Origin of the sequence: Marinobacter sp. M3C, from assembly GCF_023311895.1 — a bacterium.
Classification (GTDB): domain Bacteria; phylum Pseudomonadota; class Gammaproteobacteria; order Pseudomonadales; family Oleiphilaceae; genus Marinobacter.
Genome location: NZ_CP092284.1, coordinates 3,713,098 through 3,736,831, shown reverse-complemented (window position 1 = coordinate 3,736,831; position 23,734 = coordinate 3,713,098). Strand labels below are relative to the sequence as shown.

At 55.1% G+C, this 23,734-nt stretch carries 17 protein-coding genes and 1 pseudogene; 4 read left to right on the top strand and 14 right to left on the bottom strand.

Going from position 1 to position 23,734, the window contains the following annotated elements; genetic code table 11:
- Positions 1 to 37: 37 nt before the first annotated feature.
- The 9 genes from MIH18_RS17465 to MIH18_RS17425 form a co-directional block, all read right to left on the bottom strand.
- Positions 38 to 2,203, bottom strand: coding sequence for a NosR/NirI family protein (locus MIH18_RS17465; RefSeq protein ID WP_249013091.1), 2,166 nt, complete (start codon positions 2,201 to 2,203; stop codon positions 38 to 40).
- Between the two features lie 146 nt (positions 2,204 to 2,349).
- Entirely contained in the window at positions 2,350 to 2,751 is a 402-nt protein-coding gene (locus MIH18_RS17460) for a ribonucleotide reductase subunit alpha (RefSeq protein ID WP_249013090.1), read from the bottom strand.
- Between the two features lie 24 nt (positions 2,752 to 2,775).
- Positions 2,776 to 3,573, bottom strand: a complete 798-nt coding sequence (locus tag MIH18_RS17455) for a Crp/Fnr family transcriptional regulator (protein WP_249013089.1) — start codon at positions 3,571 to 3,573, stop codon at positions 2,776 to 2,778.
- A 134-nt stretch (positions 3,574 to 3,707) separates the two neighbouring features.
- Positions 3,708 to 4,514 (bottom strand): peptidylprolyl isomerase, encoded by an 807-nt coding sequence (locus tag MIH18_RS17450; protein WP_249013088.1) that lies wholly within the window; start codon positions 4,512 to 4,514, stop codon positions 3,708 to 3,710.
- A gap of 24 nt (positions 4,515 to 4,538) precedes the next feature.
- The gene (gene narI, locus MIH18_RS17445; protein WP_249013087.1) at positions 4,539 to 5,216 is read right to left on the bottom strand and encodes a respiratory nitrate reductase subunit gamma; all 678 of its coding nucleotides are present in this window, start codon (positions 5,214 to 5,216) and stop codon (positions 4,539 to 4,541) included.
- Positions 5,217 to 5,236: 20 nt separating this feature from the next.
- On the bottom strand, positions 5,237 to 5,989 hold the full coding sequence (narJ, locus tag MIH18_RS17440; RefSeq protein ID WP_007349520.1) for a nitrate reductase molybdenum cofactor assembly chaperone: 753 nt from the start codon (positions 5,987 to 5,989) through the stop codon (positions 5,237 to 5,239).
- Positions 5,990 to 5,999: 10 nt separating this feature from the next.
- The gene (gene narH, locus MIH18_RS17435; RefSeq protein ID WP_249013086.1) at positions 6,000 to 7,559 is read right to left on the bottom strand and encodes a nitrate reductase subunit beta; all 1,560 of its coding nucleotides are present in this window, start codon (positions 7,557 to 7,559) and stop codon (positions 6,000 to 6,002) included.
- Entirely contained in the window at positions 7,556 to 11,299 is a 3,744-nt protein-coding gene (locus MIH18_RS17430; RefSeq protein ID WP_249013085.1) for a nitrate reductase subunit alpha, read from the bottom strand. Before MIH18_RS17430 ends, narH begins: the two co-directional genes overlap by 4 nt.
- 124 nt (positions 11,300 to 11,423) lie before the next feature.
- Positions 11,424 to 12,761 (bottom strand): MFS transporter, encoded by a 1,338-nt coding sequence (locus MIH18_RS17425; protein WP_249013084.1) that lies wholly within the window; start codon positions 12,759 to 12,761, stop codon positions 11,424 to 11,426.
- Between the two features lie 155 nt (positions 12,762 to 12,916).
- Here MIH18_RS17425 and MIH18_RS17420 point away from each other — a divergent pair, with 155 nt between their 5' ends.
- The 3 genes from MIH18_RS17420 (at position 12,917) to MIH18_RS17410 (ending at position 16,130) form a co-directional block, all read left to right on the top strand.
- Positions 12,917 to 14,803 (top strand): histidine kinase, encoded by a 1,887-nt coding sequence (locus MIH18_RS17420; RefSeq protein WP_249013083.1) that lies wholly within the window; start codon positions 12,917 to 12,919, stop codon positions 14,801 to 14,803.
- 26 nt (positions 14,804 to 14,829) lie between these two features.
- On the top strand, positions 14,830 to 15,489 hold the full coding sequence (narL, locus tag MIH18_RS17415; protein WP_249013082.1) for a two-component system response regulator NarL: 660 nt from the start codon (positions 14,830 to 14,832) through the stop codon (positions 15,487 to 15,489).
- 92 nt (positions 15,490 to 15,581) lie between these two features.
- Positions 15,582 to 16,130 (top strand): SCP2 sterol-binding domain-containing protein, encoded by a 549-nt coding sequence (locus tag MIH18_RS17410; protein WP_249013081.1) that lies wholly within the window; start codon positions 15,582 to 15,584, stop codon positions 16,128 to 16,130.
- On the opposite strand, the gene MIH18_RS17405 is transcribed toward MIH18_RS17410, so the two are convergent.
- Together MIH18_RS17405 and MIH18_RS17400 are read right to left on the bottom strand one after the other, a co-directional pair.
- Positions 16,127 to 17,017, bottom strand: a complete 891-nt coding sequence (locus tag MIH18_RS17405) for a U32 family peptidase (protein ID WP_249014643.1) — start codon at positions 17,015 to 17,017, stop codon at positions 16,127 to 16,129. The genes MIH18_RS17410 and MIH18_RS17405 overlap by 4 nt on opposite strands.
- A 13-nt stretch (positions 17,018 to 17,030) precedes the next feature.
- A complete protein-coding gene (locus MIH18_RS17400; protein ID WP_249006115.1) occupies positions 17,031 to 18,026 on the bottom strand; it encodes a peptidase U32 family protein in 996 nt (331 codons plus the stop codon).
- A 287-nt stretch (positions 18,027 to 18,313) separates the two neighbouring features.
- Here MIH18_RS17400 and MIH18_RS17395 point away from each other — a divergent pair, with 287 nt between their 5' ends.
- Positions 18,314 to 20,338, top strand: a complete 2,025-nt coding sequence (locus tag MIH18_RS17395; RefSeq protein WP_249013080.1) for a methyl-accepting chemotaxis protein — start codon at positions 18,314 to 18,316, stop codon at positions 20,336 to 20,338.
- A 19-nt stretch (positions 20,339 to 20,357) separates the two neighbouring features.
- Here the strand turns inward: MIH18_RS17395 and MIH18_RS17390 are convergent.
- The 3 genes and pseudogenes from MIH18_RS17390 to MIH18_RS17380 form a co-directional block, all read right to left on the bottom strand.
- Positions 20,358 to 21,297, bottom strand: a pseudogene (locus MIH18_RS17390) (IS1595 family transposase).
- Between the two features lie 211 nt (positions 21,298 to 21,508).
- On the bottom strand, positions 21,509 to 22,606 hold the full coding sequence (locus MIH18_RS17385; RefSeq protein ID WP_249013079.1) for a hypothetical protein: 1,098 nt from the start codon (positions 22,604 to 22,606) through the stop codon (positions 21,509 to 21,511).
- 86 nt (positions 22,607 to 22,692) lie between these two features.
- On the bottom strand, positions 22,693 to 23,703 hold the full coding sequence (locus tag MIH18_RS17380) for a hypothetical protein (RefSeq protein WP_249013078.1): 1,011 nt from the start codon (positions 23,701 to 23,703) through the stop codon (positions 22,693 to 22,695).
- Positions 23,704 to 23,734 lie beyond the last annotated feature (31 nt).

The following is a 23,734-nucleotide window of genomic DNA, read 5'->3' as shown; positions in this document are numbered from 1 at the left end:
GGGGGGGGTTGTTCTTTTTTCGTTATGGCACTGCTTTTTATTTCACTTCGACAACTGGAATCTGTTCCGGGCGCCCCGGCGAATTTTGGCCACGGCGCTTGCCGCGGTGCTTCACGATCAACGGCGGGCACTTGTTGTCGTCGAAATAAGTTACCTGGCAGTCCAGGCAGTAGTGGCATTCCATGAAATTGATGGTGCCGTCTGGGTGAATGGCCTGTACCTCGCACTCTTTTTCGCACAGGCGGCAGGGGGTGCCACATTCCTTGCGGCGCTTGAGCCAGTCGAATACCCGCAGTTTGGTGGGCAGCGCCAGCGCGGCGCCCAGCGGGCACAGGTAGCGGCAATACACCTTGCGAGTGAACAGGTTGATCACCAGCAACACCACCGCGTAGAGCACAAACGGCCAGGAGCGGGCAAAATGCAGAGTGATAGACGTTTTGAAAGGTTCAATTTCCGCCAGCCTTTCTGCCATCGCCATGGATTCCAGCGACACACCGAAAAGCACCAGCAGAATGATGTACTTGATGGCCCATAGGCGTTCGTGCACGGCAAACGGCACGTTGTACTGAGGTATTTTTAGCTTGCGGGCGATTTCATTCAGCAACTCTTGCAGCGCACCAAACGGGCACAGCCAACCGCAATAGACCGCGCGGCCCCAAAGCAACACAATGCCCGCCACCACTGCCCACAATATGAACATGATCGGGTCGATCAAGAACGTCTGCCAACTAAAGCCAGACATGAAGCTGTGTACAAACGTTAGTACGTTTACGATGGACAGCTGCCCTAGGGCGTACCAACCAATAAAGAACAGGGTGTAGGTAAGAAAGCCGTGGCGAATCCAGCGGGTTAAGTTGGGCCGCTTTACCAGCCAGTCCTGGAAGAACAGAACAAACAGCAACACCAATATGCCCGCGCCTAACACCACAATCTGGAACTGTTTCTGGTACCACACCTGAACCCACATGGGTTGGGTTTCTAGCCATTCTTCCTGACTAACCACCACGTCCGCACGGGTGTAATACTGCTCGGGTAGCTGGTACTCCAGCGGGAACACCTGGAATTTGCTGTCCAGCGGGCCGGTCTGGCGTTTTACCGTCAGTTCGAGGGTCCAGGGCGTGCCCGGATCGAAGTTGTATTGCTGGCGAATGATGAAGATTGCCATTTCGGAAAAGTCCGGCATTCCCTCGCTGTACACATCGCTTAAACGATAAAAATCGAGATCGCGGAAGTTGAAGGTGTCACCAAACTGACGAATCTGAATGCGGTCGAAAATGCCGCCGCGCACATAGCCGGAGCCCTTGAACGAATAGGAGCCGCTGGCCATCACCGCAATAGCGTGTTCGCCTTCTTTCAACAGAGAATTCAGCCATTCGTGCTGGCTTTCACCCAGTAGATTGCGGCCAATGGTGGGGGCGTCCAAATAGGCTGTATATAGGTCTATTAATGGGTCTTCACGCTGATCGGGAGCGGCGGCATCTACGCCTTCCGCGTCGCTGCCTTTGAACGAGTCATCCACTTGACCACGGGTCAGCAGCAGGCGGCGAATGGAGCCATCACCCGTCAGTTGCTGCCAGTTAGCTTGCTGAAACTGCTCGTTATTAACCTCGGCAATGGGTGGCCGCTTGATGCCGGCACCTTCCACCAGGCCAAGTTCTACGCCAACTCTGTGGGCCGTGCGCATGATAACTTCGTTCACCACCATCACCGTGACGGTAGCGCCGGACAGGCCGTCTACCGCCACCTTGCGCTCGTTGGTGTTGCCGCCCACAGTAACCCGCTGGTCCGCTTTTAGGCCGGTGTACTGGTCGGTAAAGTCGTGCAGTTTGTACTCCGGGATACCGATCAGCAGAATCGGCTCGGAGTGATGAATCACGCGAGTTTTAAGGATTTCGCCGTCGGTATTCATCAATACCTGAATGTTAAGGGGTTTGCCCGAATAGGCGGGCGTTTGCACGAAGTCGAGGCTTTGGTAGGTGTAGCCCACCAATTCTTCGCCGGCGAAGAGCTCGCCAATGGCGCGATTGCTTTCGCGGGGGCGCACTTCGGTGACCTGGGGCAGGGTTTGCGTGATCACTTGGCGACCGGCAACCGGCTGGTATTTGTCAACGGGGTCGGCTTTTACATGGGTGACGCCTGCGAGCAGTGCCAGTACCAACGCCATGACAATCAGATTTACGATATTGCTGAAACGGACACTCACAACATGACCCCGCTGGCGGTATTTGCTGTACAGATTAGATTATTCAAAAGTAATTAAAATACCTCTTACTGAATACACCTAGGAGGCTATTGATACCGCTCTATCTCTGATTAGCGCTGATGGCGGACGGCCATTAGCGCTTAAAACTAACCTAGGCTCACGGCTTCGCCGTTAACGTCCAAAGGCAAGTAATTGCCAACGTGGCCCATACGAATGCTCTCGACCATCATGGTTATGGGCTGCTGTGTTTCGTCGCTGGACGGAGGAACGCCGCCACGGCCAGACATAGCCGCCACAAATACAACATCCCATTTCTCGCCGGTGCTGCGGGACTCCTCCACCAATTGACTGAAATTTGCGACTTCGGCAGGTGTCTTATCCACGCAGATAATCGGCGTAAGTGCCCCACCCTCGCCTCGCTTAAACGCTGCGCGTTCGTCGGCATTGGCATCGTCTGGCAATTCGGCGCGGCAAAACACAAACAAAAGGCGCTGGGGTTCGTGTTCCTGTTTGGTAGCGGCAATCAATTCGCGGTAATTGCTGATCATTTCATAAATCCTTGTAAATATTGACTATTGGCTTATCTGAATCAGCTTGCTCGGGTCTGAAATAAACACCCGACTGCGATTTACCCGCACCAGGCCGTTGGATTTCAGGTCGGCCAGAATGCGCGAAAAAGTTTCCGGCTGCATGGCAAGGCGCGATGCCACCAGGCATTTGGGCAGTGGCAATTCCACTTCACCACCCTGCTCGCTGCCTTCTGGCAACAAATCGACTAAATAGCGAATCAGCCGATCGCGGGCGCTCTGCACGGTCATGATTTCCAGATCGTGAAAACGAGTCACTGCGCGCATAGCGTAGTGGCGCAAAGCGGCTTGGGTATAGCTGTGATGGGTGTCCAGCAAGTCTTGATACGCTTTCACCGGAATCATCAGCACTTCGCTGTTTTTCAGGGCTTCGGCGTAACAGGCGTAGCGGGCGGGATCGGCGTATATCATCACTTCGGCAATGCAGTCGCCTGGCGCGATGCTGTCCAGAGTGCGGTCGATGCCTGATGCATCCAGCCGGTACAAGCGCAAACGGCCGGACAACACAAAGAAGAAGTGGTGGGCCGGCATGTCCTGGCGATACAGCAACTGGTGATGGCCCAACCGCAAGCGGCGGGCATGATGCAGAAGCTCTTGCAGGTCGTCTTCTGCCAGAGCGCTGAACATGGCGTGGCTACGCAAAAGCGCCAGGCTGTCTTCGTGGTCACCAGGCTTAACCGCCACCAGAACCGGTTTTGAGTAGTTCATGGGGGTGTCCTGCGTGCGAGTATCGGCAGCCTGTATCAGCGCCATGGCGGCATCCTCTTTAGCGTGTTCATGCATTCATAATCTATGTATGAATACTAGAGGGATCGACTGCAAAAATCGCTCCCTCTTAGGAGGTAACCCATTAGCATTGCGGCCTGCACTGTTTCCAGCCAGGCCGCACATATTGCTTTTAAAATCTGCAACCGGATCTATTGCATCAGTGGTGAATCCGGCAGTTCCAGGTCAACCCCTTCAACACCGGCTTCGGCCGCCAGCACCTGCAAGTACTGGCGGCAAGCGCGGCGGGTCACACTTTCGCTCAGATACTGGCGGATTTTTGGTTTTACATGCTCGTAAGGCAATGGCTGGCCATCAATGCGCTGGTCTACGCGCACAATGTGGTAGCCGTAACGGGTTTCGATCAGCTCGGAATGCAGACCTTCCTTCAAATTCAGCACCGGGCGCTCAAACTCGTCGACGGTCTGGCCTTTGCTGATCTGCCCGAGGCTGCCGGCTTGATGGCGAGATTCGCAAGCTGAATACTGCTTGGCCAGGTCATCAAACCGTGACCGACCTTCAAACAACGCTTTCAGCAATTGATCCCCTACTTCTTCCTGGCGCATAAGCTCGGCCACGTCATCCGGTGCTGCCGCCAGCAATATGTGGCTCACGGCCATCACCACCGGGCTGCAAAACCGCCTGGGATTGGCGTTAAAGAAGCGTTCGCAGTCCTGCTCTGTCGGGTCTGGAACACCCAGCTCTGACTCAAGCACTTTGGCGATACGGTCTTCTTCAGCCAGCTCTTCAGGCAGTTTCAACAGCCTGGCCTGATCCAGCAGCAACTGCCTTATTACTAGGCTTTTGGCGGCGTCGTGCCAGGCGGTAGCGGCTTCATCGGCGGGGTGATACTGCATTTCCCGCGCTATGTCGTCTTCGTTGATCAGCGTATCGCCAACATAAACCGGCGGAAACCGGTTTCTGGGTTGTTCGGCATCACCAGTAGGAATCAATTGCATGGTATTACCCTCTTCACGATGGACCTAAACCCGCTTACGCACCACTTGGTACCTGCGGCCGAAATACTCCAGTGGCACGCTCAGCATGTGCACCAGACGGCTGAACGGAAAGAGTACAAAGATCGTCAGGCCCAAGAAAATATGAGTCTTGTAGATCCAGTGCACACCGGCAATGTGCGACGCGGCATCACCCTGGAAGATCAGAATGCCTTGGGCCCAAGATGCCAGCAGCAACATGGTGCTGCCATCCAAATGGCTCAATGTGGGGTAAATGGTCAGCATGCCCAGCGCAACCTGAACCATCAGTATCACAATGATCATATTGTCGGAGAAGGAGCTGCTGGCTTGAACCCGAGGATTGGTCAGGCGGCGAACCGCCAACGCGACACCACCGATCAACGCCATGATTCCGGCGATGCCGCCCACGACAATCGCCATTACCTGTTTGGTGCCGGCGCTCATAAAGGGCTCATAGACAAAGTGCGGCGTTAACAGGCCCACCAGGTGACCAAAGAAAATCACCAGTACACCCACGTGGAACATCACGCTGGCCCACACCATGTTTTTCTTGCTCAGAATCTGTGTGGATTGAGCGCGCCAGGTAAATTGGCTGTTATCGTAGCGGGCCCAGGTGCCAACCAACATAATCAGAATGGCAATGTACGGATAAATCCCGAACACCAGTGTATTTAAATAGGACATTGTTCTCTCCTCCTACGCGCTCAGGCGTTACTCACCGGTTGTTGAGCCGGGCGAGGTGTGACATCCGCCATCAGCTGGTCGCTCAAGTGAATGGTCTGAGTTTGCTCCAATTCACGGCGGCGCTGACCTACCACGCCACCGGTGCTGCAGGAGCTGCCCTGATCATCCACAAACTTCACCATTTCCTCTTCCCACACTTTGTCCAGCGCTTCGGGGGTGTCGTCGCGCTCTTCCGAGGCCACAATCTTCGCCAGTTCCTTGCGGTCGGTTTTGCGGCCAGACAGTTCAAGCAGCGAATCCATAATTCCGTGGTACACGCTTTCACGCTGGTACAGACGCTCACCCAGCAAGCCCAGAATGTGGTGAATATCTTCCAGCCAGTTTTTGATCTCTTCCCATGGCCGGGTAGACAGATACTCCATGAACAACGGCAGGTAATCCGGCAGTTCGCGGGCATCAATCTCCAGACCGTTGGTTTTGTATTGCTCCATCAGGTCTACCATTGCCTGCCCGCGATCGCGGGATTCGCCGTGCACGTGTTCGAACAACAGCAAGGACGTGGCGCGGCCCCGGTCAAAGGTGGCTACGTAGCTTTCCTGCAAGTCCAGCAGATTGCCGTCGCAAAGCATGTCAATGCAGCGCAGCAGCTGCTCTTTGTTTTTTCGCGGCAAACGGCTGTCTTCCAGCACCGCAGCCGTCAATTCATCGCGGCCACGCTGCAGATCGGCGTTCGGGTATTCCAGCAACAGCGCCATCACTTTTAGAATTTTCATAATCTGCTCCTCAATCCTGCAGCTGTTTCGGGTCAACCTGTTTCACCGTGGTCAGTTTTTGCACCATGGTGGTGGTCTGGCTTTTGCCGCCGAACATGTTGAATTCACTGCTACTGCTGCTACAGCCGTCGCCAAAGCTGAAACCACAACCACCGCGCTCGGGGAAGGCTTCTTTGGCCATTTCGCGATGACCGGTGGGAATCACGAAACGGTCTTCGTAATTGGCAATGGCCAAGTAGCGGTACATTTCATCGGCTTGGGCTTTGGTCAACCCGACTTCTTCCAGTGCCCGCAAATCTTCCACGCCGTCTACGGTTTCAGCACGCTTGTACAAGCGCATGGCCATGATGCGTTTTAGCGCACGTACGATGGGCTTTTCGTCACCGGCGGTGAGCAGGTTGGCCAGGTACTTCACTGGAATGCGCAGGCTTTCGATTTTCGGCAGTACGCCGTCAAACTCGACCTGGCCGGCTTCGGCGGCTGACTGAATCGGGCTCAGGGGCGGCACATACCACACCATGGGCAGAGTGCGGTATTCCGGGTGCAGCGGCAGGGCCAGTTTCCATTCAACCGCCATTTTGTAGACCGGGCTGCGCTGGGCCGCGTCGATTACGTTCATCGGCACGCCGTCTTTCGTCGCCTGCTCGATCACTTTTGAATCAAACGGGTCGAGGAAGATTTCCAGCTGCTTCTCGTACAGTTCGTGCTCGCCGGGGGTACTGGCTACTTCTTCGATCCGGTCAGCGTCATACAGCAGCACGCCCAGGTAGCGAATCCGGCCTACGCAGGTTTCCGAACACACGGTGGGCATACCGGCTTCAATCCGTGGGTAGCAGAAGATGCACTTCTCGGATTTACCGGTTTTCCAGTTGAAGTAAATTTTCTTGTACGGACAGCCGGATACACACATGCGCCAGCCGCGGCACTTGTCCTGATCGATCAGCACAATGCCGTCTTCTTCCCGCTTGTAGATGGCGCCGCTGGGACAGCTGGCCACACAGGTGGGGTTCAGACAGTGCTCGCACAGACGCGGCAGGTACATCATGAATGTGCTTTCAAACTGGCCGTAAATGTCGGCCTGAATCTGGTCGAAGTTTTTATCCTTGCGACGCTTGGCAAACTCGGTGCCCAGGATTTCTTCCCAGTTCGGGCCCCACTCGATTTTGTCCATGCGCTTGCCGGTGATCAGCGACCGCGGCCGTGCAACCGGCTGGTGTTTGCTATCGCCTGCGGTGTGCAGGTGCTGATAATCGAAATCGAACGGTTCGTAGTAGTCGTCAATTTCCGGCAGATCCGGGTTGGCGAAAATGTTCGCCAACACCCGGAACTTGCCACCGATGCGGGGGCGGATTTTGCCGCTAGGGTCGCGTAGCCAACCGCCTTTCCACTTGTCCTGGTTTTCCCACTCTTTCGGGTAACCAATACCGGGCTTGGTTTCAACGTTGTTGAACCAGGCGTACTCCATGCCTTCACGGCTGGTCCATACGTTTTTACAGGTCACTGAACAGGTGTGGCAACCAATGCACTTATCCAGGTTCAGCACCATGCCTACTTGGGAACGGATTTTCATTTCACACTCTCCTGAACAGTGTCGCTGCCCTCGCCATCAAGCCAGTCAACGTTCTTCATTTTGCGCACTACAACGAACTCATCGCGGTTGGAACCCACGGTGCCGTAGTAGTTGAAGCCGTACGAGAACTGGGCATAGCCACCAATCATGTGAGTGGGCTTCGGGCACACCCGGGTAACCGAGTTGTGAATACCACCGCGGCTGCCGGTAATTTCCGAGCCGGGAATATTCACAATGCGCTCCTGAGCGTGGTACATCATCACCATGCCCGGCATCACCCGCTGGCTAACCACCGCCCGCGCTGACAAAGACCCGTTGGCGTTGAACACTTCTATCCAATCGTTGTCTTCCACACCTATATCGCGGGCGTCGTCTTCACTCAGCCATACAATGGGGCCGCCACGAGACAGGGTCAGCATCAGCAGGTTGTCGCTGTAGGTACTGTGTATACCCCACTTCTGGTGCGGTGTAAGGAAGTTCAACGCCTTCTCCGGGTTGCCGTTGGGCTTGGCGTTCAGCAGCGGTGCCGCCGCTTTGGTGTTGATGGGCGGGCGATACACCAGCAGGCTTTCACCAAAAGCGCGCATCCATTCGTGATCCAGGTAGAACTGCTGGCGGCCGGTCAGCGTGCGCCAGGGAATCAGCTCGTGCACGTTGGTGTAGCCTGCGCTGTAGGACACATGCTCGTCTTCCAGGCCAGACCAGGTCGGGCTGGAGATGATTTTGCGCGGCTGCGCCACTATGTCGCGGAAGCGGATTTTTTCGTCTTCCTTGTTCAGTGCCAGGTGCGTGTGATCCAGCCCGGTGAATTCAGACAACGCAGCCCAGGCTTTCACAGCGACCTGGCCATTGGTTTCCGGAGCCAGGCTCAGAATCACTTCACAGGCATCAATGGCCGTGTCAATTTTCGGCCGGCCCGCATTGGCGCCTTCAAGGTGTTTGTGGTTCAGCTCACCCAGAAACGCCACTTCTTTTTCGGTGTTCCAATTGATGCCTTTGCCACCGTTACCCAGCTTGTCCAGCAGAGGCCCAAGGGACGTAAAGCGCGCGTAAGTGTTCGGGTAATCGCGCTCAACGGTCATGAAGTTGGGCGCGGTTTTACCCGGAATCAGCTCGCACTCGCCTTTTTTCCAGTCTTTTACATCGAACGGCTGACCCAGTTCAGCGGGTGCGTCGTGCAACAGCGGTACGGTAACCACGTCTTTCTGGATACCCAGATGACCTTCAGACGCCTTGGAGAATGCCTTGGCAATGCCTTTGTAGATTTCCCAGTCGCTGCGGGATTCCCACGCCGGATCCGTAGCCGCGGTCAGCGGGTGAATGAACGGGTGCATATCCGAGGTATTCAGGTCGTCTTTTTCATACCAGGTAGCGGTAGGCAGAACGATGTCGGAATACAGGCAGGTGGTGGACATGCGGAAGTCCAGGGTTACCAGCAGGTCCAGCTTGCCTTCCGGCGCTTTGTCGTGCCACTTCACTTCTTGCGGCTTGACGCCACCGTCGTGACCCAGATCTTTGCCCTGCAAACCACTCGTCGTACCCAACAGGTACTTCAGCATGTACTCGTGGCCCTTGCCGGAAGAACCCAACAGGTTGGAACGCCAGATGAACATATTGCGCGGGTGGTTTTCCGGGGCTTCCGGATCTTCCGAGGCAAACGCCAGTGAGCCGTCCTTCAAGGACTGAGTCACGTACGCTGGCACGTCCATACCGGCGCTTTCCGCTTCGGCGGCAATGCCCAGCGGGTTACGGTTAAACTGCGGCGCAGACGGCAACCATCCCATACGCTCGGCGCGTACGTTGTAGTCGATCAGGCTACCACCGAATTTGGACTTGTCCGCCAGCGGCGACAAAATCTCGCTTACGTCCAGTTTCTCGTAGCGCCACTGACCAGAGTGAGCGTAGAAGAAGGATGTACCGTTCATCTGGCGTGGCGGGCGCTGCCAATCCAGGCCGAAGGCCAAAGGCTGCCAGCCGGTCTGTGGGCGCAGTTTTTCCTGACCTACATAGTGGGCCCAACCGCCACCGCTCTGGCCCACGCAACCACACATGACCAGCATGTTGATCAGCGCGCGGTAGTTCATGTCCATGTGGTACCAGTGGTTCATGCCGGCACCCACGATGATCATGGAGCGACCATTGGTTTTGTGAGCAGTCTCGGCAAATTCACGGGCGATGCGCGTCACTTTGTGAGCGGGTACGCCGGTGATCTTTTCCTGCCAGGCGGGTGTGTACGGCTTGATCTGGTCGTAGTCGGTAGCGCCGTCGTCTTCACCCAAGCCACGGCTGATGCCGTAGTTGGCGATCATCAGGTCGTATACGGTGACGACTAAAGCTTCTTCGCCGTCTGCCAGTTCAATTTTTCGGCTGCCCAGCTTGTGGGTCAGGGTGTCGCTGATCTCAACGGATTTGAAATGCTCGTGCTTGATGCCGCCAAAATACGGAAAGGCAACGTCCACAATTTCGTCGTGCTTTTCAACCATCGACAACTGCAGATTTACATCTTCTGTTTTTGCAGTTTGCTTCAGATTCCACTTGCCTTTTTGACCCCAGCGGTAACCGATAGAGCCGTTTGGCGCGGTTAGCTGGTTGGTAATTTCATCAATGGCAATGGTTTTCCACTCGGGGTTGTTCTCTTCGCCCAGTCCGCCCACCAGATCGCTGGCGCGCAGGAACCGGCCCGGCACGTAACGGCCGTCTTCCATTTTGTCGAGCTTCACCAGGTACGGCATGTCGGTGTAGCGGCGCACGTAATCGGTAAAGTAGGCGCTGGGATTATCAACGTGAAACTCTTTCAGAATCACGTGGCCCATAGCCATACCCAGCGCGGCGTCGGTGCCTTGCTTGGGGTTCAGCCACTCATCAGACAACTTCGCAACTTCGGCGTAATCCGGAGTGATGGCAACGGTTTTGGTGCCTTTGTAGCGCACTTCGGTAAAGAAGTGGGCATCCGGAGTACGGGTTTGCGGAACGTTGGAGCCCCAGGCAATGATGTAGCTGGAGTTGTACCAGTCTGCGGATTCAGGAACGTCGGTTTGCTCGCCCCAGGTTTGTGGGGAAGCCGGCGGCAGGTCGCAGTACCAGTCGTAGAAGCTCAGACACGTGCCGCCAATCAGCGACAGGTAACGGCTACCCGCGGCGTAAGACACCATCGACATCGCAGGAATCGGTGAGAAGCCGATGATGCGGTCCGGGCCGTGTTTTTTGGCGGTGTACACGTTAGACGCTGCAATCAGCGCGTTCACTTCGTTCCAGTCGGAACGCACAAAACCGCCCAAACCGCGGCGTGGCTTGTATTCAGCGGTTTTCTTTGGGTCTTCCACAATCGAGGCCCAGGCATCCACCGGGTCGTTGAACTGAACGCGGGCGGCGCGCCAGAGCTGCATCAGATGCTTTCGCATCAGTGGATACTTCAGGCGGTTAGCACTGTACATGTACCAGGAATAGCTGGCGCCACGAGGGCAACCACGAGGCTCGTGGTTAGGCAGATCCGGGCGGGTACGGGGGTAATCGGTTTGCTGGGTTTCCCAGGTGACCAGACCGTTTTTAACGTAGATTTTCCAGCTGCAAGAGCCGGTGCAATTTACGCCGTGGGTAGAGCGCACAATTTTGTCGTGCTGCCAGCGCTGGCGATAGCTGTCTTCCCAGTCACGGTTTTCGGTATGGGTTTCGCCGTGGTCGCCAGAAAAGGATTCACGCTTTTTGCTGAAGTAGCTCAGCTTGTCGATCAAATGACTCATGGTCTCTCTCTCCGTTTGCCGGATCGCATTAACGATTTGAGACCATTGTGTGACAACCCAATAGCGAAAGCAGCGTGGTTACTACCTCTTAACCAGCCCCTACCACCAGGGGGGTAGGCGGCACCTAGACCACTCGGGGCGCTGCGAGCGAGAGCTTGCGGCGCTCACGCCGCCGGGTGTTTCGAGCGAACAATAAAATACAGACTACCAGCATCACGAACAGCAGCATGAACACCGCAGAACGCACATTCAGCCAGGCGTTGATGGCGGCGAATACAATGGGCAACACGAATGCCACAGCGAACGCACCCAGCAGCAAAACGCCTGCCATTACCGCAGCCGCTTCACGGCTTGCCAGAATAATCATCCGCTGCAGAGCACCAATAGCCGAGCCCAGGGCGGCTCCGAGCACAGTCATCACACCGCCTTCCCACACCCGCGGCAGCAAAAGTTCTAGATGATAAGAGCGCCCCACACCTTGTACCGAGAGAGTCATCGGTGGGTAAGACAACACAAATAGCGCCGCCAGCGCCAACAGCAATGCCCATATAACGACCCGGCTGCTACCTAAACGATCGGCCAGCGCACCGCCCGCAATCTGTGCCAGAGCCCCCGGCAATACAAACCACAAAGCCCGATGCGCACCCAGGCCTACTGGCAGGCCCGAACGTGCTGACAGGTAATCCGGCAGCCACAGGGCCAATGCGAAAAAACTGCCGGCAATAATGGAAAAATAACCACACAAATTCCAAACCCCTGGCGCACAGCATTTGCGCCAGGTCGCGGCATTGCTCGCAAAGGGTGCGGTTTGGTCGTCGGGCTCGGTGAGCATCAGAAACAGTGCCAATATCAGCAGCAGCACAATGACATAAGCCAGAGGAACACCTTGCCAGGAGTAGGCCTGGTGCAGAAGTGGCACCAGGTAATAATTGAAACCGGCGCCGGTAATACCCGCACCAAACACACCCAACACCAGCCCGAGCCGTTGCGGCCGGCAATGAATGGTTACAAATTGCAGACCCGCACTGTAAAAACCACCGGCCAGGCCTAAACCACCAGCGGCGAGAATATAACCAGCAAAACTATCGGCAAAGAACACCAGCGCCATACTTAACGCCAGGCCTGTAAGGCACCACAACATGACTTTCCTGGCACCCCACATACCCGCAAACAGTCCTGCCGGGACCGCTAGCAATGCACTCACCGCCATCGGCATTGCCAGTAACAGGCCAAACTGAAGCTCGCTCAGCTGAAAATCGTTGCGAAGAGTCACGCCGACCACCGCAAAGAGGGTCCAGCAGGCGGCCGCAATAATGAAACCGGCCAGCGCTAGTGGTAACACTAACAACAGCGATGCGTAGCGCTCTTCGCCTAGTTCGTCGCCCCGTTCGTCATCCGGTTCCGTGCTGTCGGCCGATAGCTGCAAAACTCGGATTTCGGACGGCCCTGGCCCCACACTCATAGCTTTATCCTGTTGGCAGACGTGCCTTTGAGTGTCTTACTTTGCCTGTCTGGCGGTCAAAGACTATGATGGCTTAACAACCTCGTGGGTAGCTGTCTATCCGTAAGGAGGTAGTTGGCATTCAATCAATACCCACTCGCCACTTAAAAAATCCTATGACCTCCAGAAGCTCACTCGTTACCCGGATTGCCATCGCTGTCAGTGCGATTGTACTCACCGCCATTGTTAGTATGGGGGTCACTCTGGGGGTGTCACAAAGCATTGCCGGTAACGCCACCGCCATCAACCTGGCGGGCACTCTGCGTATGGGCGCGTATCAGTTGTTGGCGCAGGTAGCGCGACTGGAAGACCAGAATACCGCCAATGGGCGCCAGGCCCTGGACCAGATGGTAAGCCTCTACAATCAGCGCCTGGTCCACGCTGATATTGTCCAGTCATTACCACTCACAACAGATCACCCGCTGGCGCAACGCTACCGCGACGTAGTCAACCAGTGGAACTCCAGCGTCGGCCCCATGCTGGCACAACACCGGCCCGGAGACCCGCTAACAGGCTCGATGATTAACACCACTCAAAGCTACGTGGACAATGTCGATGTGCTGGTGTCTATGCTTGAACATCGCACCGAAGCCCGCATCCGCCTGCTGGACCTGATACAGGTGATCAGTCTGGTGTTCGCTATCCTGATCGTATTGGCGCTGTTTCTGGACTTAAAAAAGCGAGTTCTACGGCCGCTACGAAAACTGGTGAGCATTGCCGAATCCGTGAGCAAGCAAGATTTTTCCCGCAAGGCCGAGCTGCGTGGCTCTGATGAGCTGGCGCAGCTCGGGTCGGCGCTTGACCAGATGACCAGCGAGCTGGCGCTCACTTACTACGAACTGGAAAGCAAGGTCCAAACCAAAACCGAAGAGCTGGAGAAAAGCCATGCTGCGCTCGAATTACTGCATTCGTCCAGCCGCACTCTGTTTGCGAATCACAGCTTGTGCGATGGTGCAGTGCCCATGTTGAAGCAGCTGGAGCAGATGCTCGGCATAGGCCCTATCAACTTGTACCTGCACGACAAAGCCTCCGCAGAGCCGGTTCAAGCCGTCACTACTGCTACAATGGTGCGCCCATTTTACTGCCGCGATCACAGCTGCAGCGCCTGCCTGGTGACCGAAGAGGAACACGACGAGCTGCCAATGCCCGGCAATGACGGCCGCCGTTTGCTCCTGCCCATTCGCACCCCTGGCCAACTGCTGGGCACACTGGAGGTCTGGTACCCGGCCTCACAAGAGTTGTCTAAAACCGCACGAAGGCTGCTGGAAACTCTAAGCGATCAGCTGGCCACAGCCATATTTCTGGAGCGGCAAATTACCGAGGAACAACAGCGAACGCTGGCCGAAGAGCGCACCGTTATTGCCCGCGAACTCCACGATTCCCTGGCCCAGTCTTTGTCGTACCTTAAAATTCAGGTCACTCGATTGCGCAGAATGAACATGGACGGCCCACAAAAAACCGGTTATGACGCAGTATTGGACGAACTAAGCACAGGTTTAAGCAGTGCCTATCGTCAGTTGCGGGAACTGTTAGCGACCTTTCGCTTGAAGCTGGACACACCGGACCTTGGCGCCGCACTGCGCCAGACCGTGCACGAGTTTTCTGAACGCATGGCCAAACCCGTCAATCTGGTGTACAAACTGCCCACACAGACGCTGTCGCCCAATGAAGAAATTCACACGCTTCAAGTTGTGCGCGAAGCGTTGGCCAACGCGGTCAAGCACAGCAAGGCCGAAGCGGTGTGGGTCGACGTCAGTTTCGAGTCTCCGCAGGTTAAGGCTAAAATTCGTGACAACGGTCGCGGGTTACCCGATTCAGACCAGCCAGAGAACCATTACGGCATGATCATTATGCAAGACCGTGCCCGCTCACTGGGCGGCCAGCTAACGGTTGCCAATCATCCGCAAGGAGGAGTAGAAGTGAGTTTGCATTTTATTCCCCACGCCCGGAACCTGATCCCGGTTAAACCGGCCAATATCCCGCAAACCGCGGATTTCAATTGACGGTTTACCCACATAAAGAGAAAGCCATGTCTGATACACCTGCAAGCATACTGTTGATAGATGATCACCCTTTATTGCGCAAGGGCATCAAGCAACTGATCGAAATGGAACCGGATCTTGAGGTAGCAGGCGAGGCCAGCAATGCGACGGACGGCGTGCGCATTGCTCTGGAACTGGAACCAGACCTGATCCTGATGGATCTGAATATGCCGGACGTGAGCGGTATTGAAGCCTTGCGGCAGCTACGAGCCCACAACATCAGCTCGCGCATTATTATGTTCACCGTGTCAGACCAGCAAGACGATGTGGTTGAAGCATTACGCGCTGGTGCCGACGGCTATCTTCTAAAAGATATGGAACCGGAGGATATGATTAAACAGCTGCACCAGGCCGCCGTAGGAAAGCTGGTCATCAGCGAACGCCTTACCTCCCTGCTGGCAGACGCACTGCGCAATAACAAATCGCAACAGCCGGCGCGGCCAGACTTCGACAGCCTGACGCCAAGGGAAAAAGACATTCTGAAGCTCATCGCCGAAGGTCTGTCTAACAAGATGATCGGCCGCAAGCTGGACATCAGCGACGGCACGGTCAAAGTGCACGTGAAGCACTTGCTAAAAAAACTCAATTTGCGGTCGCGGGTGGAAGTCGCGGTGTGGGCTGTTGAAGAGGGTCTGCACAAGAGCTGAGCGATATCAACGCGGCACGGGCCAGCCTTGGTTAATGTAGGGGTTTCCATACGTGCCCTTTGCGGCGTGTTTGACCAACAACGGAGACACTCATGGCCCTGCACATGCCAACCTTTTTGCCGCGCCCCTCACTATCTGCATTCCATACGCTGCCAGGCATATCCCGTGTGCAGGCCGCAAGCCAAGAACTGGTCGCTAACCCGTTAATGACCGATTCACTGGCGCTGCTGAACGAGTATCTACCCTCGCCTTCTCAGTTATTGGCCGCTATTGATCATCGCATTCCGCTGGTGTTGAAACAGCTGATCATCGAAGCGCCGTTGAACGGGTTGTTTGCCGAAGCCATTGCCGACGGCGAGTTTGATGATTTTGAAGGGCACCGAATTCGCCTGGAGCTGAATGGCGGTCAGCCCGGTGTCACTTTTGGGTTCTGGGCGGGCAGGCTGCGCATTGTAAACGGCCCAGGTGAGGCGACCATTCGGGGTTCTCTGAGCGCTTTCAAAACCCTGGCCGAACGGAATCAGGACCCAGACCAGCTGTTTTTCCAACGCCGCCTGGTGATTGAGGGCGACACCGAACTGGGCCTGGCACTGAAAAATCTGCTGGACAGCCTGGAGTGGAGCATCGGCGTCAGCGGCTAAGCCCGCTGATCCATACCCGGTTGACCATACCAGTAGCCGTTGCACGGTGGCGCTTCCACCAAGGTTAATGGATCGCTATGGGGTATTTCACCCCGACGTACCTGATCAAAACGCTGCACCACCTCGGCCATACCTTGGTGCTCCGGGCTCAAGCGCACGGTATCAACACCCATGGCGACCATATCTGGAAGCTCCCGCAACAAATTATAACGGGCGCCAGACAAGGTCGATGTGCCGTTCAGGCGAAACAGCTCCTGGGCTTCACGGGACCGCAATTCCAAACCATCTGGATGCTGTAAGCAGCGAAATTCACAGTTGTCTTTTGGCAGGTTGTAATGGCGTGCGGTAAAGCAGCGCGACGACCAGGCCAAGGGTAAAAAACCCCAGGAAAACACTTCCACTGGCAAATCCAGGCCTTCGGCTTTTAACTCTGCAATCAGCTCGACCAGAGTTTCACGGCCCAACTCCACGGGTAGGTTCCACCCCTTCAAACCACGCTTTGCCAGCACCTTCAACGTCGCAACGTTGTAAATGTTCAGGCCCGGCCCCGTTACAAAGGGCAAATTATTGCTACTGGCCAGCTGTAGCGCGCTTTGGTCATTGGCTTCAATCAGGTAATCCTGTTGACTGCAAATGCGGCGCAGCAGGCGCAGATCAGCTTCGGATTCAATCAGAGTTTGGGTAGAGAGCACCACCTGTTTGCCAGCATCCTTCAGTACGCTCGCAATTTCTAGCCAGTCGACGAGTTTCAGTTCGCGGCGGCGGGCACATACGGTTTCACCCAGGTACACCGTATCTACCGGCCATTCCGCAGCGTTGGCGTAAAAATCAAACACGGTTTGCCGTGACCAAAACCAAAGTACAGGGCCTAATGAGACTTTGAGCATAGGATCTTTCATCTTATTTCCATTTGCGGTGATAGGCGCCGATGGTGGTTAGGCCGCCTTCTGACAAACCTGCCAGGGTGGCATTCCAGGCCGGGTCTACCACAAATTCAGCGGCGCTATTTTCAAGCCGGTCCAGAGCCTGGCGCCAGGTGCTGGCCACGTCGGCGATATAAGCAGGACTGCGCTGGCGGCCTTCAATTTTCACCGCGCTGATGCCCAGCTCCTGCAACTGCGGAAGCAGGTCTATGGTGTTCAGGCTGACCGGTTCTTCAATGGCATGGTAAACGCTGCCTTCTACTTCAAAGCGACCTTTGCACAGGGTTGGGTAACCAGCGGATTCGCCCTTGCCGTAGCGGTCAATCAAAATGCCATTAAGCCGTGATTCCAATCCCTGGGGCGTTTCCTGCCAGCGCACGGCTTTGGCTGGCGAGCAAGCACCGCGGGTATTAGGCGATTCATCCGTGATATAAGAAGATAAGTAACAGCGGCCTTCGGCCATGATGCACAGGCTGCCAAAGGCGAATACTTCAAGCTCTACCGGGCTGTGCTTCGCCAGGCCGCGAATCTGGTCCAGCGATAGCACCCGCGGCAACACCGCACGGCGAATGCCGAAATTATCTTTATAAAAGCGTAACGCTTCGTAGCTGGTGGCTGACCCCTGTACCGACAAATGCCTGTCTATTTGGGGGTAGCGACTGGCGGCATAGTCCAGTAACCCCATGTCTGCCAGTATCATCGCGTCTATGCCCAGCGTTGCGGCCCGGTCTACCGCGGCGGTCCAGGTTTTCCAGCCCTGAGGCTGAGGAAAGGTGTTAATTGCGCAGAACACCCGCGCGCCTTTTTTGTGGGCGTACTCAATGCCTTCTGAGGCGCGCTTGTCATTAAAATTCAAACCTTTAAACTGGCGCGCATTGGTGCTGTCTTTAAAGCCAAGGTAAACCGCGTTGGCGCCGTTATCCACAGCTGCTTTCAGCGCCGGCAAGCTGCCGGCCGGACATACAAGTTCCATAACCGTCTTCCATACATAGAGTTACGAAACCATACGCCGTGCAATCTGCAGTGCATTGACCTTCGTCAGGTGCTTAGCTGATACCCCTAAACAGGTATTCTGCGTCGTATTGCTAAACTAGACATTACTTTGCTTCTTTCTTAGGCTCTTCCTAACGTCCACATTTTAAGTAGTCAGATTCCCATGAGCACATTTCCCCCGACTGGTCTTCGTCTTATCCGGTACACCGAAAAGACAGACACATCTGACTCACCATCAAAAGCCGTCGCTTTTCGCAGGATACTATTATGAACTGGCTTAGATCATTATCCATGCGTAGCAAACTGATTGTTCTTGTTTTACCGGTGCTTCTGGCCATGCTGCTGTTCGCCAGCCAAAGTGTCATCAGCGACTACAGTGATCTGAAAGAGATGGGTGAACTGCAGGGCATGACTAACCTCGTGGCCCTTGCCGACCCAGTAATAGACGCTCTTCAGGTTGAGCGTGGCCGCTCTGCTATTGTGCTGACCAACAACGCCGACACCGATCAGAGAGAAATCGCATTAGAGTCACTGCAAGCCCAGAAACAGATTACAGATCAGCAGCTTGCGCAATACCGTCGCCAGCTTCCTGATATAATGCAGGCCCAAAAATTTGATTCTGGTGTTCTGTCCAGTATTGAAGAGTCCCAAAACAGCCTGTCTGGTCTGGCCGCTCTGCGTCAGTCCATTCTGGATGGCACAATAAAGCCAGCAGAATCAGCGGCGCGCTATACGGTAATGGTCCGCCAGCTGATTGACCGCATTCCATTGATTATCCGCCGTACCGACAATGCCGAGCTTACCCGTCAGGTAAACGCTTATCTGAATATGGCAGAAGCCGCCGAGAATGCCGGAACAGAAAGAGCTCAGGGCGCCGTTTTGATCAGCACCAGCGAGTTCAGCCTGAGCCGTCTGGATCAACTGGCGGAACTGGCGGGTGCACAAGACGGACATATGAGCGCAGCCGTTGCCATGCTGCCAACCGATTCACCCCGGCGCCAACGCCTGATAGATTTTGAAGCATCGAGCCAAAGCCTTGCCATGACTGACATGCGTAACACCCTGTTCAGTTCGACCGCCGGCATGCTCGACCTTATTTCCACTGAGTGGTTCGACACAACCACCCGCCGTATTCAGGCCATGAATCAGGTTCGCACCCTGATACTGAATGAATCCCACAACATAGCCCAGCGCCACCTTGACAGCGCCCGCTCAGAACTTATTACTGCCGTCGTGCTGGCGGGTTTGGCAACGCTGATTGCTTTGGTGCTGATGGTGCTGATTATCAAGGCGATTAACCGGCAAATAACCAATTTACTCGACGGCATCCGTTTTGCCATGGACAACAAAGATCTGCGCCAGCCCATTGTGATTACCAGCAGCGATGAACTTGGCGCCTTTGGCAAAGCCACAAACGAGTTATTCAGTGTGTTCGGGCGAGCACTGAAACTGATCGACCAGTCCAGCATACAGCTGGCCACGGCGACCGAAGAAACCAGCTCCACCGCGAGCCAAAATGCGAAGCAAATCCGCAGCCAGCAGCAACAGATCGAGCAGGTTGCGGCGGCAACCGAAGAAATGACTGCCACGTCAGAAGAAATTTCACGCAACGTGCAGCAGGTGGCAGATGCGGCCAACAGCGCTATGGCGAAAAGCAAAACCGGCGAGCAAGTGCTGCACGGCAGTGTTAGCCGTATCCGCTCGCTGGCAGATTCGGTGCAGCAGGTTAATAAGGTGATTGAAGAGCTGGAAGAGCGCAGCAGCCATATCAGTGATGTAGTCGACGTGATCCGCAAGGTCGCAGAGCAGACCAACCTGCTGGCCCTGAACGCGGCTATTGAAGCCGCCCGCGCCGGTGAACACGGCCGCGGCTTTGCGGTAGTGGCCGACGAAGTGCGGACTCTGGCACGCCAGACCCATGAATCGACCACCCGCATTGAAGATATCATCAAGGGCGTGACGGATATGACCGCAAGCGCCAGCCGATCCATCATAAGTAGCCACAAGTTGGCGACGGAAACCAGCCTCCAAGCCGAAGAATTGGAACAGACCTTTGCCGATATTTTGGCCGACGTTAACAACATTTCCGACATGGCGACGCAGATTGCCGCCTCGTCGGAGGAGCAGGTATCGGTCACCCGGGAAGTCGCAGGCAATATGGAATCGGTTAGCGAATCAGCACTGCTGACCCTGACCGGCTCCCAGGAAATCACCCAAGTGACTGAAGAGCAGGCTCGTTTGGCGCGCCAACTGCAGGACCTGGCCAACGAGTTCAAGGTTGCCACGGTTTAGATTTAACGGTAAAAAAAGGCTATGTCCCAATTAGTTGTTGCGATACTCGACCGGTTGCTTCCAACAAACAGCATTCGGGAGTTAGCTCAGGGTATCGCTCCAGCAACCGTCGCCAACCCAAGTAGTTCTTCAGGTATTTGGTCGCCACACCATGGAACCGAATCATCCAGTTTTTCAATCGACTGTCGTACGCATTGACGTTCTGGATATGAAAAGCACCGCGGACACGGGGCCGGCGAGCAGATACAGCCTGGTGCTCGATTCCCGCTTTTTTCGCAAAAGCCCGATAAACCGAGGCCCCGTCAGTACAGAGGCAGGCATCCGCTGCGACCAACGGCTTGAGTGCGCGGCTGACTTCGATGGCATTGAGCTTTGGCAAGATAAAATCTGCGGTTTCCCCGGTCCGATCACGCACCACCAGCACTGGAATTTGGTCGGGCCCCGTTCCGCGAGTTAGGCTGACTCCGCCCCGCTGACGGGCCTTGCGAGAGATTTTTCGCTGGCCTTTGAAGGACTCCAGAAAGAGGGTCTCATCCGCTTCCACGATGCCGGACTCGCGTTGAGCCTGATGCCCCGCAACCAGAGCCAAGAAGCGGTGGCGCCACAAGAAGGCCGTGTTCTTGTTGATGTGACACTCAGTCGCAGCCTGGCGCACGGTTTTGCCGTCGATTAGCGCCTGAGCGTAGCAGAACCATTGCTCACGTTTACGCAGGCGTGCCAACGGAGTTCCGGTCAACGGATTGCAAGTACGCCTGCATTGGGCGCAACGGTAACGCGGCAGATTGTGGCCTGAGCCGCGATGCCTGGCAATGCGGACAGCAGGTGGGAGAGTGCTCGACGAGCAGCGTGTCCGCCGCGCCCGTATCGGCCTGTTGGAAATAGCGGTGTAGTTGATGCCGCTGGCTGGGTGTCAGCTGGCCTAGTTGCAACATGAGGAAGTGAAAGGCTTTGTCGTTCATGGCATAACCTCCGATGAGGAGATATCTGCTCTAAGTATAGCTGCGCAACAACTAACTCAGACATAGCCATCAAGTAGGCATCGATGTTGAATATCGCCCAAGCTAAGGAAGCCAGCGCAACAATGAGGTTAATGCAGGGCAGGAAAAGCAGAAAAGGTAAATCGCGTCCGTTGCTTTGGTCCTCATGCTCTCCCTGAACATTGGTTTAAATTTATTCGCTCATTTGAGCAAAGATTTTGATAATAGGTCTTTGAGGGTTGGCAAGTTGCAGTTCCAACACCCGCTTGCTCTGGCGCTTCAGCTCGTCACTGGGCTTTGCCCACTGCTCTTCAGGCAGTGGTTCCGACCACTCCGACATTGCTTTGGGCAGCGTCTTTTGGCTCATGCGTTTGATCTTTTTGACCTCCCACTCCACCAGTCGGTTCGGGATGGTCCAGAAGGTCATGAGGTGGTAGAGGTACCAGCCGATTAGATAGAACATTCCGCGCTTGCCTTCCCGATACTCATCATGAAGGCGTTTTCGAGCATTGCGGAAAACGTGAACACCTTCCCAAGGCGGGTCGTCCGGGCCTTGAAGATCCAAGGGATCCTGAATCTCTTTTAGAGTGTGGACTTCGTATTCCATGTAGGCGCGGATTGCTTCCCAGTTGCTGATGGCCTGGAACTGGCCGTAAGTTTCAAATTCCAGGGTATATTTTTCGCCTGTTTCCGGATGATAGAAACCGATGCCAAAGCCATACTGGCGCTGTACGCCGTATTCGGTAACGCCTTGGGCTTCCGTGACCCAGGCCACCAGCTCTTCCCAAGGGACGAAAATCGGTTCTTTTTGGCCCTCTGGGACGAAACACACTTCACGGCGTTGGCGGTTGAAGCGGGTGGGGATCACGTTTCTCAACTTGCCATAAGCCAGCCAACGAGGAAGAGAGAGCATAAAAAAACCAAAGAGACTGCCCCAAACAGCAAGCCAGAAGGTAATATCAAACACACCTCGGAGGGCATGCATCGCGTCGGGCAAACCGTTACCTAGCCAAAAAAATAATAAAAAGCCCATCATAGGAATAAGAAAAGCAATAAAAAAAAACAAACCAAAAGGTCCGCCCAGCGTCATCTGCCAGCCAAACACCGAAGTCACCCCGGTCCCAAAATCCAAGTAGCCATCATTGACTTCTCCCACAGCATGGCCGTGATCCACCGGTGGCAGGCCAGTTGGAAGGGGTCCAGGCGATAAAAAGGTCAGTCGGCCGCTTGGGAAGGGCTCGGAACGCCCCGCGCGGGGTGTCTGCTCTGATTGGGCATATTTCGGGTTCATCAAAGACTATCCATTACTATTAATGGCTGGCGAAGTTGCCGCCAGTTGATCTCTGCTTTTGGTGCCTCTTGTACGGGGCCACCCGGTCAAGTATTCATTGAGGCCTCGTCCGAGAACTCTTCACCAACCTGGGCGAAAATCTCCATAATCGGCGTTCGGGGATTGGCTTTCTGCAACTCAAGTACACGCTTGCTCTGGCGTTTCAGCCCGTCACTGGGCTTTGCCCACTGCTCTTCAGGCAGTGGTTCCGACCACTCAGACATTGCCTTGGGCAGCGTCTTTTGGCTCATGCGCTTGATCTTTTTGACCTCCCACTCCACCAGTCGGTTCGGAATCGTCCAGAAGGTCATGAGGTGGTACAGGTACCAGCCAATCAGGTAGAACACTCCGCGCTTGCCTTCCCGATACTCATCATGCAGACGCTTTCGGGCATTGCGGAAGACGTGAACGCCCTCCCAAGGTGGATCGTCCGGGCCCTGAAGATCTAACGGATCCTGAATCTCTTTTAGAGTGTGGACTTCGTATTCCATGTAGGCGCGGATTGCTTCCCAGTTGCTGATAGCCTGGAACTGGCCGTAAGTCTGAAACTCCAGAGTGTATTTCTCGCCGGATTCAGGATGATAAAAACCAATACCGAAACCGTACTGGCGCTGTACGCCATATTCGGTAACACCCTGGGCTTCCGTGACCCAGGCCACCAGTTCTTCCCAGGGGACGAAAATCGGTTCTTTTTGGCCCTCTGGGACGAAACACACTTCGCGGCGTTGGCGGTTGAAACGGGTGGGGATCACGTTTTTTAATCTGCCATAAGCCAACCAGCGGGGAAGAGATAGCATGAAGAATCCAAAGAGAGCTCCCCAAACAGCGATCCAGAAGCCGTAGTCATACGTTTCTTTAAAAACTTCGACTGCGGCAGTCCATTCTTTACCATGAGCGATTGTAAGACCATAAAAAATAACTGGAAAACCAAAAGCAATAAACAAAAAACAAAAAAAGGGTATGCCTAAAGTGGCCTGCCAACCAAAAACCGATGTTACTCCAGTTCCAAAATCCAGGTAGCTCTCATTCACTTCTCCCACAGCATGGCCGTGATCCACCGGTGGCAGCCCGGTTGGCAGAGGCCAGGGC

Coding starts and splice junctions, on each gene's coding strand:
- MIH18_RS17460 (WP_249013090.1), bottom strand. CDS start 2,751: ATGATCAGCAATTACCGCGAATTGATTGCCGCTACCAAACAGGAACAC.
- MIH18_RS17455 (WP_249013089.1), bottom strand. CDS start 3,573: ATGCATGAACACGCTAAAGAGGATGCCGCCATGGCGCTGATACAGGCT.
- MIH18_RS17450 (WP_249013088.1), bottom strand. CDS start 4,514: ATGCAATTGATTCCTACTGGTGATGCCGAACAACCCAGAAACCGGTTT.
- narI (WP_249013087.1), bottom strand. CDS start 5,216: ATGTCCTATTTAAATACACTGGTGTTCGGGATTTATCCGTACATTGCC.
- narJ (WP_007349520.1), bottom strand. CDS start 5,989: ATGAAAATTCTAAAAGTGATGGCGCTGTTGCTGGAATACCCGAACGCC.
- narH (WP_249013086.1), bottom strand. CDS start 7,559: ATGAAAATCCGTTCCCAAGTAGGCATGGTGCTGAACCTGGATAAGTGC.
- MIH18_RS17430 (WP_249013085.1), bottom strand. CDS start 11,299: ATGAGTCATTTGATCGACAAGCTGAGCTACTTCAGCAAAAAGCGTGAA.
- MIH18_RS17425 (WP_249013084.1), bottom strand. CDS start 12,761: ATGAGTGTGGGGCCAGGGCCGTCCGAAATCCGAGTTTTGCAGCTATCG.
- MIH18_RS17420 (WP_249013083.1), top strand. CDS start 12,917: ATGACCTCCAGAAGCTCACTCGTTACCCGGATTGCCATCGCTGTCAGT.
- narL (WP_249013082.1), top strand. CDS start 14,830: ATGTCTGATACACCTGCAAGCATACTGTTGATAGATGATCACCCTTTA.
- MIH18_RS17410 (WP_249013081.1), top strand. CDS start 15,582: ATGGCCCTGCACATGCCAACCTTTTTGCCGCGCCCCTCACTATCTGCA.
- MIH18_RS17405 (WP_249014643.1), bottom strand. CDS start 17,017: ATGCTCAAAGTCTCATTAGGCCCTGTACTTTGGTTTTGGTCACGGCAA.
- MIH18_RS17400 (WP_249006115.1), bottom strand. CDS start 18,026: ATGGAACTTGTATGTCCGGCCGGCAGCTTGCCGGCGCTGAAAGCAGCT.
- MIH18_RS17395 (WP_249013080.1), top strand. CDS start 18,314: ATGAACTGGCTTAGATCATTATCCATGCGTAGCAAACTGATTGTTCTT.
- MIH18_RS17385 (WP_249013079.1), bottom strand. CDS start 22,606: ATGAACCCGAAATATGCCCAATCAGAGCAGACACCCCGCGCGGGGCGT.